The following is a 13,717-nucleotide window of genomic DNA, read 5'->3' as shown; positions in this document are numbered from 1 at the left end:
AACTCAGGACGCTGCGGCCGCGATATCGGTCTGCGAGAAGTCGTCGCCGACGAAGAGGAACGGGACGCTGCGCGTCTTGGCGCAGGCGTAGGCGAAGCAGTCCCCGATGTTCAGCTGCGCCGGATGACCCTGACCCTTGTCGAAACGAGCGAAGGCGGTGAGGGCAGTGCGCCCTTCGGCGTCCGTGATTGGCACGGTCGCGATACCGGCAACCTTCATGGACTCATGGACCTGCGCCGTCGAAGCCTCTGCGGGCTGCGCTCGCCTCCGCGTCAATGCCGCGACGGTCTCGAACACGGCGATGTCGGAAGTGATGGGCGCTGAGGCGCCGTCCAGGCATGTGAGCAACGCGCTGCGTTGCGGCCCCCCGATCAGTATCGCCACCATGGCCGAGGCATCGACGAACATCACGGCTGCCCGTTCAGGTCGTCGAAAAACGCCTTGTCCGCCGGCAGTCCGGTATTCGGCACGGCATCGACCCGCTCGAGCAGGGGGCGCAACCGCTCCGCCAACGGGATGCGGCGCTCCTGCCGTTCCAACTCGTTCACGAGTGCGATACGCACCGCCTCGGTCTTGCTCACGCGAGCCCGCGATGCCAGCTTCTCGGCGAGGCGATTCACCTCCTTGCTGCGGATGTTCAGAGGCATGACGAGCTCGATGTGTAGACAGCCCTAAGCCATTGCCTACACGGCTGGCCCGCAAGACGGACTGGATCTTCGTTCGCCCCTCGCCCTAGCAAGTGACCCGATGACAGCTCGCCTCGACGAGGCCCGCGCCGCGCTGAAAAAAACCTTCGGCTACGACGATTTCCGTCCGGGTCAGGACGAGGTGATCGGTGCTGTGCTCGACGGTGCGGACGTGTTCGCCGTGATGCCCACCGGCTCGGGCAAGTCGATGACCTATCAGCTGCCCGCGCTGGTCGATGCAGGGCTCACCGTGGTGGTCTCGCCCCTGATCGCGCTGATGCACGATCAGGTGCAGCAGATGCATGCCTTCGGCATCGAGGCCGCGACGCTGAACTCGACGGTGGCCGAGACGGCGTCGCGGGAGACTTGGCGCAAGATCCGCTCCGGCGACCTGCGGCTCCTGTTCGTCTCGCCCGAACGCCTGCTGATGGAGGGCTGCATGGAGGCCCTGCGCGGGGCCGGGGTGCGGCGGCTCGCGGTGGACGAGGCACATTGCGTTTCGCAATGGGGCCACGACTTCCGCCCGGAATACCGCGAAATCGCCCGGGCCCGCGAGTCGCTCGGCAACGTCCAGACCCTCGCGCTCACCGCCACGGCCGACGCGGCGACCCGCGCCGAGATCGCCGAGCGGCTGTTTCCGGCGGGGCGGCCGCCCAAGACCTTCGTCCACTCCTTCGACCGGCCGAACATCCGGCTGACCTTCCAGCCCAAGGACAACCCGACCCGGCAGCTGGAACGCTTCCTGCGCGACCGCCGCGCGGAGAGCGGCATCATCTACTGTTCGTCGCGCAAGCGGGTGGAGCAGCTCGCCGACAGCCTGAAGGCGGACGGCTTCAACGCCCTGCCCTACCACGCCGGGCTCGACCAGGGCACACGGGCGAGAAATCAGGACACCTTCCTGCAGGAGGACGGTGTGGTGATGACCGCCACGATCGCCTTCGGCATGGGCATCAACAAGCCGGATGTGCGCTACGTCTGCCACGCGGACATGCCGACCAACATCGAGGGCTATTACCAGGAGATCGGCCGCGCCGGGCGCGACGGGCTGCCCTCCGACACCCTGACGCTCTACGGCCTCGACGACATGGCGCTACGCCGCCGCCAGATCGACGAGAAGGAGATCTCCGAGGAGCGCCGCCGGGTCGAACGGCGCAAGCTCGAGGCGATGATCGCGCTGTGCGAGGGCGCCGCCTGCCGCCGCCAATCGCTGCTCGGCTATTTCGGTGAGACGAGCGAGCGTTGCGGCCGATGCGACCTGTGCCGCAGCGGGGTCTCGCTCATCGACGGGACGGTGGCGGCGCAGAAACTGCTCTCGGCGATCGTGCGCACAGGCCAGCGCTTCGGCGCGGCCTACGTCTGCGACGTGGTTCACGGCAAGGAGAGCGAGCAGATTCGCCGCAACGGGCACGCCGCGCTGAAGACCTTCGGCGTCGGCGCCGACAAGCCGGTCGCAGCCTGGCGCGCCCTGCTGCGCCAGCTCTTCGCCGCCGGGGCGGTCGCCGAGAACACCGACGGCTACGGCGGCCTCGTGATGACCGAGAAGGGTGAGGCGATCCTGTTCGGGCGCGAGGCGATCGAGGTCAGGCCCGATCCCGAGCCCAAGAAGGCCGAGCCGCGCAGCCGCCGTCCCGCGGCCCGCGACGACGAGGCGAATGCGCTGAGCGAGACCGACGAGGCATTGTTCCAGCACTTGCGCGGCCTGCGTGCCACCATCGCCCGCGCCGAGGGCATTGCCGCCTTCATGGTGTTCCCCGATCGCACCCTGATCGAGATGGCGCGCTCGAAGCCCGTCGATCTCTGGGCGCTGCGCTCGGTCCACGGTGTCGGCGAGCGCAAGCGCGAGGCCTACGGTGAGCGGTTCACCGACGCGATCCGCGACTTTCTCGACGACACCAAGAAGGCCGGCTGAGGCGCCTCCGCCAGCCCTTCCCGGCGCCGATTCACCCTCCCCTGTCGAGCGGCGACTCGCCGGGACTGCCCGTCGCAGGCCTGCGGACTTGCCATGCAAGGGTTATCCACATATTGTCCACAGAAAGAACATAACGCGAACACAGGTCGCCGGCAGAGGCGACCCGCTTCCGCTCACGGGCCCTGTCCACATCCTGGGGACGCACCATGAGAACCGCCGACAAGCAGATCGCCGACATCCTCGTGCGCTACGGCGAGCCCTTCGCGGGCAATGTCTGGCGCGTGCAGGGCACGGCCGTGATCTACCACAAGACCCTGGAGCGGATCGCCGCCCATACCAAGATCCGCTTCGACCCACCCACCCTGCTGCGCAGCGAGCGCGACGAGGCGGTGATCCTCGTCACCGGCCGCATGCCCGGCGAGAAGGCGGGCGAGGAGCGGATCGAGTGGTCGATCGGCGAGGCCTTGGTGAACGTGAATTATCGCGTCTCCGGCCGCCAGGCGGCCTATGTCTACGCCATGGCCGAGAAGCGGGCGAAGGACCGGGTCATCCTCAAGCTGATCGAGCTGCACGGCCTCGTCTATTCCGAGGAGGAAGCCGACGAGTTCCGGCAGAACCAGCCGATGGCGATCCGCGCCGTCGACGAGGATTTCGACGCAACCCCCGCCTTCGACGAGGTGACCGAGCAGGAGGCGGATCTCAAGCGTCTGATCGACGAGGCGGAGTCGATCAACGCGGTGACCGACCTGATGCTCGACGAGCGCACGCAGGGCATCCTCAACGCCATGCCGCACGGCACCCGCGAAGAGGTCCGCGACTACGCCAAGGCGCGGCTGCGGGCGCTCGGCTGGCCGCCGGCCAAGAAAGGTGGTCGCGGCAGCCGCGCCGCGTAACGAGGTCCCGAAGGTCTGTCACTTCGGCGGGGCACCGGGGCGGACCCACGGCGACGATTGGGGCTCCGCCATGGACCGGCGAAGGGTCTCGGCCTCTCGGCGCCCTGAAGAGGCGAGCGCATGAACAAGCCCCTCCGGTCCTCCGCCATCGATGGCGCCGCCTCGCTCGACGTGCTTGCCGGCTCGGTCGAGCGGGTGACGTTCCACAGCGCCGAGACGGGCTTCTGCGTCCTGAAAGTTCACGCCCGCGGCCGGCACGACCTCGTGCCGGTGGTGGGCCACGCTCCCGCGATCGCCGCCGGGGAGTGGCTGACGGCCTCGGGGCGATGGGTCACGGATCGCGAGCACGGCCTCCAGTTCCGTGCCGACACGCTCCAAGTGACCCCGCCCACGGGGATCGAGGGCATCGAGCGTTACCTTGCCTCGGGGCAGATGCGCGGCATCGGCCCGATGATGGCCAAGCGCATCGTCGCCCGTTTCGGCGAGGCCGTGTTCGAGATCATCGAGGCCGAGCCGGCCCGTCTCACGGAAGTCGAGGGCATCGGCCGCAAGCGCGCCGCCCGCATCGTCAAGGGCTGGGCCGAGCAGAAGGCGGTGCGGGCAATCATGATTTTCCTGCACGCCCACGGCGTCGGCACGGCGCGGGCGACCCGCATCTTCCGCACCTACGGCCATGACGCGCTGAAGGTGATGGCCGAGGACCCCTACCGCCTCGCCCGCGACATCCGCGGCATCGGATTCCGCACGGCGGATGCCATCGCTCTGCGCCTCGGCCTCGCCCGCGACGCGCCGCAACGGCTCGCTGCCGGCGTGTCCTACGCGCTGCAGACGGCGATGGACGAGGGGCATTGCGGCCTGCCTGCCGCGCGGCTGGTGCATCTCGCCGCCGAACTGCTCGACGTGGCACCCGACCTCGTCCGCATCGCCGCGGCGCTCGCTCTGCGCGAGGGCCGCGAGGTCGTTGCGGACAATCTGAGCGACGAACCCTGCCTGTTCCTCAAAGGCCTCCATGGCGCCGAGCGCGCCATCGCGATGCGGCTCGCCGAGCGTGCCGCCGGCGCTCCGCCCTGGCCGGCCATCGATCTCGCGCTGGCGCGTCCCTGGGTGGAAGCCAAGACCGGAAAGACCCTCTCGGCCTCCCAGGCCGAGGCGATCGGGCTGGTCCTGCGCTCGAAACTGTGCGTGCTCACCGGCGGGCCAGGCGTCGGCAAGACCAGCACGCTCGATGCGATCCTGCGCCTCCTCACGGCTAAAGGCGTGCGGGTGCTGCTCGCGGCTCCGACCGGCCGGGCGGCCAAGCGCATGGCCGAGCAGACCGGGCTGGAGGCACGCACCCTCCATCGCCTGCTCGAAATCGACCCGCACAACGGCGGCTTTCAGCGCGGCGAAGGCAATCCCCTCGACTGTGATCTCCTCGTCGTCGACGAAACCTCGATGGTCGACGTGCCGCTGATGCACGCCCTGCTCAAGGCGGTGCCGGAGCATGCCGGCCTGATCCTTGTCGGAGACGTCGATCAATTGCCCTCCGTCGGCCCCGGCCAAGTCCTCGCCGACGTGATCGCCTCCGGCCGGATTCCGGTGGCGCGCCTCACCGAGATCTTCCGGCAGGCGGCGGAGAGCCGGATCGTCGTCAATGCGCACAGCATCAACACCGGCCGCATGCCGGCATCCGCGCCGAAGGGGGAAGCGAGCGACTTCTACCTCGTCGAGATCGAGGACGCGGATGAGGGCGTCGACCGGCTCGTCGAGCTCGTGGCCCGGCGCATCCCGCGTCGATTCGGCCTCGATCCGACCCGCGACATCCAGGTGCTCACCCCGATGATCCGTGGCTCGCTCGGCAGCCGCAACCTCAATCACGCCCTGCAGCGCGTGCTGAATCCGTCGCCGCCGGCGCAGGTCGAGCGCTTCGGCTGGCGCTTCGCCCCCGGCGACCGGGTGATGGAGACCCGCAACGACTACGACCGCGACGTGTTCAACGGCGATCTCGGCACGGTGAGCGCCATCGATGCGGAGGAGGAGGCGCTCGTTGTCGATTTCGACGGCCGCCCGGTGATCTACCCCTTCGGCGAGCTCGACACGCTCGTTCCCGCTTTCGCCACCACGATCCACAAGGCTCAGGGCTCCGAATTCCCGGCGGTGGTCATTCCGGTAGTGACGCAGCACCGCACCATGCTCGCACGCAACCTGCTGTATACCGGTGTCACCCGCGGTCGGCGCCTCGTGGTTCTGGTCGGCCAGCGCCGGGCGATCGCCATGGCGATCCGCGAAACGGCCTCGCGACGGCGCTGGACGAAGCTGCGGGAATGGCTCGCGACCGCCTAAGGCGGGCTCCGGCCAGCGATTTATCCTCGCGCCGGCCCCGCCGCATCGTGTAGGCAGCGGACGACGAAGCGCCTCGCCGAGACGCTCGACCTCCCCGACTTCGAGAACGGCGGTCCGCCATTCCTAATCCCGACCACACGCAGCCGGTGCGGCAGGTCTTCTATCTGCCGGGTTTCGATCCCCGCGAGCCCGAGACCTATTGGGGGCTTTTCCGCCGCGAGAGCCGCCTCACGGCGGAGCGGCGCGGAATGGCGATCGCCGTCGGCGAGCCGGTCCGTTCGGCGGACGGCATCAGCCTCGATTGGGATGTGCAAAGCGAGGCCGACGGCGTCGAGACGCGGGTGCGTTACAGCCTCCTGCGCTGGGACGATATCGTCCGCGCTCGCTTTCCCCGCTCCAACCTCCGCCGGCTCGCAAGCCTGCCGGGATTGGGTTGGCGCCTGGCGCGGGCCGGCTACATGAAAAAGCTCCAGCGCGAGGCGCGACGCTTCTACCGGGTCATCGCCAGCGTCCATCAATTCTACTTGGTGTTCGTCCTCGCCAGCCTCGCGCTCGCCGTCGCAGCGGTGACGCTGACGCCGTTGGCGCAGGTGCCTCCCCTGGCCGGCGCGGCCCTCGTTCCGGTGCTCGCCTACGTGATCCTGGCGCTCCTCACGCAGCTGACCCGTGGAAAGCCGCTCTACGTCACCCATCTCGTCGACGACACCGCCTTCACCCACGACCATGCCTCGGGGCGCGAGACCGCGATGCGCGAGCGCCTGGAACCCTGGGCCGAGCGCATCCGCGCGGCGGAGGGACGGGCCGCCGAGATCGTGGTGATCGGGCATTCCTCGTCGAGCTTTCTCGCCTTCGAATGCCTCGACCGCATCCTAGCATCCGATCCCGGCTTCGGCCGGCGCGGGACGCCGGTGACGCTGGTGACCATCGGCAGCGTCATCCCCTGGATCACCCTTGATCCGCAGGCGGTGGAGACGCGGCGCGCCCTCGACAGGATCGGCCGCGATGGCGCGATCGGCTGGCTCGACATCCGCGCTAACTGGGACTGGCTCTCGATTCATCTGCGTGATCCGGTCAGCGCCTCGGGCCTGCCCGCCCCGCCCCGCGGTCGCTTCGCGGTGATGCGCGTCGAAATCGAGGATCTGGTCGAGCCGGCGCTCGTCGCGCGGCGGCGCTGGAACCTGTTCCGCATGCATTTTCAGCTCCTGATGTCGAGCCGGTCGCGGGAGAGCTTCGACTACATTGCCTTCGTGGCGGGACCCGAGCCGGTCCATGAGGCGGTGGAGCGCTGTCGAGGGCAGCGTGCCGTGGCCGCGAGCCCGGAATTCACCTGAGAGAAAGGCGGAACCGGCTTGTGCGCAACCCGACCGCGGGCGTACGCGCCCTTTGCAGCGGGTACTGATCCGCTCTAGAGCGGTGCACAAAGTCAATTCGCCTCGCAGCGAGCCCCTCGGGTTCGCCGCCGACCGGCTCCGGGTGGGGCCGGAACGACACGCGAGAGAGGTTTGGGACAGGGCCCTCGGATGTTTCGCAACGATGTTCCGATCACTCCCGAGCTGGTGCGCCAGCACGGCCTGACACCCGACGAGTACGAGCGTTTCCGCGCCCTCGTCGGCCGCGAGCCGACACTGACCGAACTCGGCATCGTCTCCGCGATGTGGAACGAGCACTGCTCCTACAAGTCCTCGCGAAAGCACCTGCGCGGCCTGCCGACCTCAGGTCCCCACGTAATCCAGGGACCGGGCGAGAACGCAGGCGTCATCGACATCGGCGAGGGCCTAGCCTGCGTCTTCAAGATGGAGAGCCACAACCATCCGAGCTTCATCGAGCCCTATCAGGGCGCGGCGACCGGTGTCGGCGGCATCCTTCGGGACGTGTTCACCATGGGCGCGCGGCCGATCGCGGCGCTGAACGCCCTGCGATTCGGCTCGCCGGACCATCCGCGCACCCGCCACCTCGTCTCGGGCGTCGTCGCAGGCGTGGGCGGGTACGGCAATTCCTTCGGCGTGCCGACGGTGGGCGGCCTCGTCGGCTTCCACAAGCGCTACGACGGCAACATCCTCGTCAACGCCATGGCGGTCGGCCTCGCGCGGGCCGATGCGATCTTCTACGCGGCGGCCACCGGCGTGGGAAATCCGATCGTCTATCTCGGCTCGAAGACCGGCCGCGACGGTATCCATGGCGCCACCATGGCCTCGGCCGAGTTCGACGAGGCCAGCGAGTCGAAGCGCCCGACCGTGCAGGTCGGTGATCCCTTCGCCGAGAAGCTGCTGCTGGAGGCCTGCCTGGAGCTGATGGCCTCGGGTGCCGTCATCGCGATCCAGGACATGGGCGCGGCGGGTCTGACCTGCTCGGCCGTCGAGATGGGCGCCAAGGGCAATCTCGGCGTCGAGCTGCACCTCGAGAAGGTGCCGACCCGCGAGGAGGGGATGACCCCCTACGAGATGATGCTGTCGGAGAGCCAGGAGCGCATGCTCATGGTGCTCAAGCCCGGCATGGAAGCCGAGGCCGAGGCGATCTTCGTCAAGTGGGGCCTCGACTTCGCCGTCATCGGCCACACCACCGATACGCTGCGCTTCGTCATCAAGCACAACGGCGAGACCGTCGCCGACCTGCCGATCAAGGAGCTCGGCGACGAGGCACCGCTTTACGACCGGCCGCACATCGCCAACACGCATCAGCCGGTCATCGCCGCCGCGAGCGTCGAGGCGAGTGTGCCGAACGCGCGAGCGCTCGAGCGCTTGGTCGGCTCGCCCGAACTGGCCTCGAAGCGCTGGGTCTACGAGCAGTACGACCACTTCATCCTCGGCAACACCGTGCAGAAGCCCGGTGGCGACGCGGCGATCGTGCGCGTCGAGGACGGCCCCAAGGGGCTCGCGCTGACGACCGATGTGACGCCGCGCTACTGCGAGGCCGATCCGGTCGAGGGCGGCCGGCAGGCGGTCGCGGAAGCGTGGCGCAACATCACCGCTGTGGGCGGGCGCCCGCTGGCGATCACCGACAACCTCAATTTCGGGAATCCAGAGAAGCCCGAAGTGATGGGTCAGCTCGTCGGCTGCCTGAAGGGCATCGGCGAGGCCTGCCTGGCCCTCGACTTCCCCGTCGTCTCCGGCAACGTCTCGCTCTACAACGAGACCAACGGCATCGGCATCCTGCCGACGCCGACCATCGGCGGCGTCGGCGTCATGGACGACGTGGAGCGCCACGCCACGGTCGCGCTCAAGCGTGAGGGCGACGTTCTGGTGCTGATCGGGCGCACCGAGGGCTGGCTCGGCCAGTCGCTCTACCTCTCGGAAATTGCGGGCCGCGAGGAGGGCGCGCCGCCGCCCGTCGATCTTGCCGTCGAGCGCCGCAACGGTGATTTCGTGCGCAGCCTGATCGTTTCCGGCATCGCCGACACGGTGCACGACCTCTCCGACGGCGGCTTGGCCGTGGCGCTCGCCGAGATGGCGATGGCCGGCGGGATCGGTGCGGCGCTCCCCGCCGCGCCCGACGGCGTGCCGGTCCACGCCTTCCTCTTCGGCGAGGACCAGGGCCGCTACCTGATCGCCGTGCCTGCGGAGGCGGCGGCCGATCTCCTCTACAGCGCCTCGGCGCAGGGGATCGACGCCACCACCGTCGGCATCGTCGGCGGCGACGACTTGGTGTTGCCGGGCGAGGAGACCATATCCGTGGCCTCGCTGAAGGCCGCGCACGAGGGTTGGTTCCCCGCCTACATGGCAAGCCAGCCGGCTGCGCCTTCGGCGTAACGAGACGAGAGCGAGCGGAGAGCCCCAATGCCGATGGATGCGCGCGAGATCGAGTCGATGATCCGCGAGGCGCTGCCCGATGCCAGGGTCGAGATCAAGGATCTGGCGGGCGACGGCGACCATTACGCCGCGACCGTCATCTCGTCCGCCTTCAAGGGCAAGACCCGCGTGGCGCAACACCAGATGGTCTACGGCGCGCTCCAAGGACGGATGGGGGGCGTGCTCCACGCCCTTGCGCTGACCACCGGCGTTCCCCAGGATTGAGCCGATCTTGAAATCGGGCGGACAGGCCTGATTTCTCATTCGCCGAGACGAAGAGACAACGAGGACCGTGCGATGACCGACGTCAACACCGCCATCAAGAACGAGATCGACTCTCAGGACGTGGTCGTCTTCATGAAGGGAACGCCGCAATTCCCGATGTGCGGCTTTTCCGGACAGGTCGTTCAAATCCTCAATTACCTCGGCGTGCCGTTCAAGGGCGTGAACGTGCTCGACGACATGGCGGTGCGGGAGGGCATCAAGGCCTATTCCAACTGGCCGACCATTCCGCAGATCTACGTGAAGGGCGAGTTCGTCGGCGGGTGCGATATCGCCCGCGAGATGTTCCAGTCGGGCGAACTGCAGCAGTTCCTGTCCGAGAAGGGCGTGCCGGTGAAGACCGCCGCCTGAGCGGCGCCCCTTTCGGGAAACTCTTCGCCCCTCGTCGGGCTTGTCTCTCGGCGGACACGCCGGGAGTTCCCTATGCACGACGTCATCATCGTGGGCGGTGGCCCGGCCGGGCTCAACGCAGCCCTGATCCTCGGACGGGCTCGCCGCAAGGTGCTGCTCTGCGATGCGGGGGAGCCGCGCAACGCCGCGACCCCCCGCACCTGGGGTTTGTTCACCCGTGACGGGACCCCTCCCTTCGATCTGAGGGCGCAGGGCCGGGCCGACCTCGACCGGTACGACACCGTCGAATGCCGTGAGATCGCGGTCACGCATGCCGCGCGCGAGGCCGACGGGTTCACGATCGTCCTGGCTGACGGTCGCCGCGAGCGGGCACGCCGCCTGATCCTCGCCACCGGCCTCGCTCAGGATATCCCCGACATCGAGGGGTTCGACACCTACTGGGGCACGGGTGTCCATTCCTGCCCTTATTGCGACGGCTTCGAGGTCCGGGACCGTTCGCTCATCGTGTATGGCCGCGGGCATGGCGGGTGCGGTCTCGCGCTCGAGCTGACCGGCTGGAGCCACGACGTCACTCTTTGCACCAATGGCGGCGACGGCGAACTCTCGGACAAGGACCGCGACCGGCTCGAACGAAACGGGGTTCGCGTCAACGAGGCGGAGATCGCGCGGCTCGAGGGACAGGGGGGACGTCCCACCTGCCTCCGTTTTCGCGATGGCAGCGAAACGGCCTGTGCCGCCCTCTTCCTGATGCCTTTCGCCTGCAGCCCCTCGCCGCTCATCGCACAACTCGGCTGCGAGCTCGACGAGACCCGAAGCGTGGTTCCGACACAGGAATACGAGAAGACCAACGTCCCCGGTCTCTACGTGGCGGGCGACGCGTCGCGGCGCGTCCAGTTCGCCGTCGTCGCCGCCGCGGAGGGCGCGATGGCCGCCTTCGCGATCAATGCCGAGTTCGTGGCGGAAGCGACCCGGTAGTGCGGCCCGGATCGGCCGTCCGGTTCGCGACCTGAAGGAAAAAGCGGCGGAACGGCGCGTTGTTCGACGCGAGCGCCCTGCGCCCCTTCCCTTCGAACTCCGGAGCCATGATGACCCCACCCGTTCATCCCAAGACGCCGCGCGTTGCGGTCGCCTGCGGTTGCGCCCTCGGCGAGGAGGTGGTGTGGGATGTTCGCGATGGATCTCTGCTCTGGGTCGATATCGAGAATCCGGCGGTCTGGCGGCACTGGCCGGCGACGAATGAAACCGTCCGCCTGCCCCTCGATGAGAAGATCGGCTTCGCCCTCCTGACTCGGGACCCGGATCGCGTCGTCGCCGGCTTCAAATCAGGTGTTGCCGCCTTGCGGTTGTCGGACGGATCCCGCACGCCACTCGTGCGTCCGGACGATTATCCGGAGGGCAACCGGCTCAACAGCGGACAGGTCGGGCCGGACGGTTGTCTCTACTTCGGCAGCATGGATGACGCGGAAGAAGCGGAGACCGGCCGCTTCCATCGCTGGGACGGGACCCGCCTCGAGACCTTCGGCAGCGCCGCCGCCGTGACGAACGGTCCGGTCGTGAGTCCGGACGGCCGCCGCCTCTATACGATCGATACCGCAAACGGCGTCGTGCGAGTCCACGACCTCGATGAGAGCCGGATCGGTGAAGGGCGTCCCGTCCTCCGGTTCGAAGACGGATGGGGCAAGCCGGATGGCCTGACGCTCGACGCGGAGGATCACCTCTGGATCTGCCATTACGGCGCCGGGCGCATCACCCGCTTCGCACCGGATGGGCAGGTCGCCTATGTCGTGCCGATGCCGACGCCGCTCGTGACCAAATGTGCCTTCGGGGGAGACGACTTCTCGACCCTGTATGTCACGACCTGCCTGCGAGGCCGGGATCCGACAATCGATCCGATGGCAGGTCACCTCTATCGGATCGAAACGGACTTCCGTGGGGTCGCGCCAAATCTTCTGGATCTGTCCGACACCTGAGTCGTACAACTATTGATGCTGTAGCGTGCGGTTTCGCACCGCAGTAGCTTCTGCTGCGGCGCAAATATGAAAGCGCGGTTAAAGTCGATGGATTGGTGGAACTTATCCCCAATTCGCTAGTTCTTCACAAACGGTCGAGCTTTCGCTCGCAAACCGCGTGCCCTTGTCGAGGGCGGGAGCGGGTCATGCCAGTCTTCGATGCGAAGAGTTTGACAGAACAGGGCGACGGCGAGGTCCTTCTCGCGACGATACTCCACGCCACACCGCGTGCGCGGGACGAGGCGCGGGCGCGTGGTCGGATTCGTGCCGAGCGGGCGACCATGCTCGCTGAACGCGAGTCCGCCGCGTCGGGCGCGGGGCTGGCTGCCGTCACGCCGGTCGTGATCCTGCCGGTGACGTGACGCGGCGCTGATGCAGCGCCGCCTCACCACGTCTGGGGCGTGATAAGGCCCTGGCGCGTCACCACGACCCATTGCCGGCCCCGGCGTTCGATCGCCTCCACCCGTCCGATCCCCGGCACCGAGTCCCCCCGCCCGACCTCGACGAGCCGGCGGCGGCGGTCTTCGAGAATCGCCACACCGTCGTAGACGTCACGCAGCGCCCACCCATCGAGGGTCTCGGTCTTCGGTTTGTCCGGGAGACTGCCGGTCTGTGTCGGCTCCGGCGCGCGTGCCTCCGTCTTCGGATCGGGCTTGGTCGGGACTGCGGAACCGGCGGCCGGCACCTTCTTGTCCAATTGCGCGATCATGCCGGCGATGCGCTCGCTCTGCTCGCGCTCGCTGCGGGTCATCGTCTCGGACAGGCCCGTGAGCCGCTTGTCGAGTGCTTGTTCGCTGCGAGTGATCCGATCGCCGAGGCTGGCTGCAAGCAACTTGGTCTCGCTGCGGGCGGCCTCGCTGGCCTCGCGCAGAGCCGTTGCGGTGCGGGCCACCCGGTCGAGCTCCTGGGAGAGGCGGGCCGTTTCCTGCCGCCCCTTCGAGAGTTCGGCCTGCACCTGTGCGAGCACCTCGCCGGAACGATCCTGCGGCGCCGCCAGAAGACCGAGGCTGAGACCGCCGATCAGGGCGGCCGCGCTCGCCGCGGCAAGCCGTCCATTGGCGCCGAGACGGATGGTCTTGCGAGCGGGCGGCGCGACCGGCGCTGCGGCCGGTGCGGCCTTTGCGCCAACAACCGCCTGCTTCAGCATCTCCTCGGGCGACACCGTCCCGGCCGGCGCGTTCGCCGCCCTCTTGCCCGCTTGGACCGTCTCCGACATGGCAAAGGCCTTCCGCTGACGAGGCCGCCAAGCCTCAAACGATGATTCACGCGATCCGCCGGCCCGGAAGCGGAGCACTTCGGACCGTCGGCGCAACCGGCTCGGGCCCCCAATCGGAAGATCAGCGCCGCCCGGTCTCGGCAGTGGGACGACAGTCAACCGATAGACGTTCCAGCGAGCATTCGAGAAGTTTGTTAACGATGTTTGTTTACTGAAAGGTTACCGGCTCGCAACGAGCCCGCTTTCCGGCGCTTGAGATCATCC

General features: G+C 68.2%; 13 protein-coding genes. 10 read left to right on the top strand and 3 right to left on the bottom strand.

Annotation, left to right across the window (positions count from 1 at the left end; translation table 11 throughout):
* Positions 1–3: 3 nt before the first annotated feature.
* Together HNR01_RS02040 and HNR01_RS02035 are read right to left on the bottom strand one after the other, a co-directional pair.
* Positions 4–408 (bottom strand): type II toxin-antitoxin system VapC family toxin, encoded by a 405-nt coding sequence (locus tag HNR01_RS02040; RefSeq protein ID WP_183666322.1) that lies wholly within the window; start codon positions 406–408, stop codon positions 4–6.
* Positions 408–647 (bottom strand): type II toxin-antitoxin system VapB family antitoxin, encoded by a 240-nt coding sequence (locus HNR01_RS02035; protein WP_183666321.1) that lies wholly within the window; start codon positions 645–647, stop codon positions 408–410. The genes HNR01_RS02040 and HNR01_RS02035 overlap by 1 nt, the downstream gene beginning before the upstream one ends.
* A gap of 100 nt (positions 648–747) precedes the next feature.
* Here HNR01_RS02035 and recQ point away from each other — a divergent pair, with 100 nt between their 5' ends.
* The 10 genes from recQ (at position 748) to HNR01_RS01985 (ending at position 12,599) form a co-directional block, all read left to right on the top strand.
* Positions 748–2,595 (top strand): DNA helicase RecQ, encoded by a 1,848-nt coding sequence (gene recQ / locus HNR01_RS02030; RefSeq protein ID WP_183666318.1) that lies wholly within the window; start codon positions 748–750, stop codon positions 2,593–2,595.
* 206 nt (positions 2,596–2,801) lie between these two features.
* On the top strand, positions 2,802–3,488 hold the full coding sequence (locus HNR01_RS02025; protein WP_017483053.1) for a hypothetical protein: 687 nt from the start codon (positions 2,802–2,804) through the stop codon (positions 3,486–3,488).
* A gap of 120 nt (positions 3,489–3,608) precedes the next feature.
* Positions 3,609–5,810 carry an SF1B family DNA helicase RecD2 gene (gene recD2, locus HNR01_RS02020; RefSeq protein ID WP_183666316.1) on the top strand — a complete coding sequence of 734 codons (2,202 nt, stop codon included), beginning with the start codon at positions 3,609–3,611 and terminating at the stop codon, positions 5,808–5,810.
* 146 nt (positions 5,811–5,956) lie between these two features.
* A complete protein-coding gene (locus HNR01_RS02015) occupies positions 5,957–7,141 on the top strand; it encodes a hydrolase (protein ID WP_183666314.1) in 1,185 nt (394 codons plus the stop codon).
* Positions 7,142–7,330: 189 nt separating this feature from the next.
* Positions 7,331–9,556 (top strand): phosphoribosylformylglycinamidine synthase subunit PurL, encoded by a 2,226-nt coding sequence (purL, locus tag HNR01_RS02010; RefSeq protein WP_183666312.1) that lies wholly within the window; start codon positions 7,331–7,333, stop codon positions 9,554–9,556.
* A 27-nt stretch (positions 9,557–9,583) separates the two neighbouring features.
* Entirely contained in the window at positions 9,584–9,820 is a 237-nt protein-coding gene (locus tag HNR01_RS02005) for a BolA family protein (RefSeq protein WP_017483049.1), read from the top strand.
* 72 nt (positions 9,821–9,892) lie between these two features.
* A complete protein-coding gene (gene grxD, locus HNR01_RS02000; protein ID WP_017483048.1) occupies positions 9,893–10,228 on the top strand; it encodes a Grx4 family monothiol glutaredoxin in 336 nt (111 codons plus the stop codon).
* A gap of 72 nt (positions 10,229–10,300) precedes the next feature.
* Entirely contained in the window at positions 10,301–11,203 is a 903-nt protein-coding gene (locus HNR01_RS01995) for an NAD(P)/FAD-dependent oxidoreductase (protein ID WP_183666310.1), read from the top strand.
* 110 nt (positions 11,204–11,313) lie between these two features.
* Positions 11,314–12,198: an SMP-30/gluconolactonase/LRE family protein gene (locus HNR01_RS01990; RefSeq protein WP_183666419.1), complete on the top strand. Its 885-nt coding sequence runs from the start codon at positions 11,314–11,316 to the stop codon at positions 12,196–12,198.
* Positions 12,199–12,383: 185 nt separating this feature from the next.
* Positions 12,384–12,599, top strand: coding sequence for a hypothetical protein (locus tag HNR01_RS01985; RefSeq protein WP_153873322.1), 216 nt, complete (start codon positions 12,384–12,386; stop codon positions 12,597–12,599).
* Positions 12,600–12,622: 23 nt separating this feature from the next.
* Here the strand turns inward: HNR01_RS01985 and HNR01_RS01980 are convergent, their stop codons facing one another.
* Positions 12,623–13,453 carry a hypothetical protein gene (locus HNR01_RS01980; protein WP_183666417.1) on the bottom strand — a complete coding sequence of 277 codons (831 nt, stop codon included), beginning with the start codon at positions 13,451–13,453 and terminating at the stop codon, positions 12,623–12,625.
* Positions 13,454–13,717: the final 264 nt, after the last annotated feature.

The organism is Methylorubrum rhodesianum (assembly GCF_014199985.1).
In the GTDB taxonomy this organism is placed as follows: domain Bacteria; phylum Pseudomonadota; class Alphaproteobacteria; order Rhizobiales; family Beijerinckiaceae; genus Methylobacterium; species Methylobacterium rhodesianum.
The sequence above is the reverse complement of the archived record's forward strand: the minus strand, read 5'-3'. Positions and strand labels throughout refer to the sequence as shown.

What these genes read in the sequence shown, in the direction of transcription:
- HNR01_RS02005 (WP_017483049.1), top strand. Translation starts at nt 9,584, where the DNA reads ATGCCGATGGATGCGCGCGAGATCGAGTCGATGATCCGCGAGGCGCTG.
- HNR01_RS01995 (WP_183666310.1), top strand. Translation starts at nt 10,301, where the DNA reads ATGCACGACGTCATCATCGTGGGCGGTGGCCCGGCCGGGCTCAACGCA.
- recQ (WP_183666318.1), top strand. Translation starts at nt 748, where the DNA reads ATGACAGCTCGCCTCGACGAGGCCCGCGCCGCGCTGAAAAAAACCTTC.
- purL (WP_183666312.1), top strand. Translation starts at nt 7,331, where the DNA reads ATGTTTCGCAACGATGTTCCGATCACTCCCGAGCTGGTGCGCCAGCAC.
- recD2 (WP_183666316.1), top strand. Translation starts at nt 3,609, where the DNA reads ATGAACAAGCCCCTCCGGTCCTCCGCCATCGATGGCGCCGCCTCGCTC.
- HNR01_RS01980 (WP_183666417.1), bottom strand. Translation starts at nt 13,453, where the DNA reads ATGTCGGAGACGGTCCAAGCGGGCAAGAGGGCGGCGAACGCGCCGGCC.
- HNR01_RS02035 (WP_183666321.1), bottom strand. Translation starts at nt 647, where the DNA reads ATGCCTCTGAACATCCGCAGCAAGGAGGTGAATCGCCTCGCCGAGAAG.
- HNR01_RS01985 (WP_153873322.1), top strand. Translation starts at nt 12,384, where the DNA reads ATGCCAGTCTTCGATGCGAAGAGTTTGACAGAACAGGGCGACGGCGAG.
- HNR01_RS02025 (WP_017483053.1), top strand. Translation starts at nt 2,802, where the DNA reads ATGAGAACCGCCGACAAGCAGATCGCCGACATCCTCGTGCGCTACGGC.
- HNR01_RS02040 (WP_183666322.1), bottom strand. Translation starts at nt 408, where the DNA reads ATGTTCGTCGATGCCTCGGCCATGGTGGCGATACTGATCGGGGGGCCG.
- HNR01_RS01990 (WP_183666419.1), top strand. Translation starts at nt 11,314, where the DNA reads ATGACCCCACCCGTTCATCCCAAGACGCCGCGCGTTGCGGTCGCCTGC.
- grxD (WP_017483048.1), top strand. Translation starts at nt 9,893, where the DNA reads ATGACCGACGTCAACACCGCCATCAAGAACGAGATCGACTCTCAGGAC.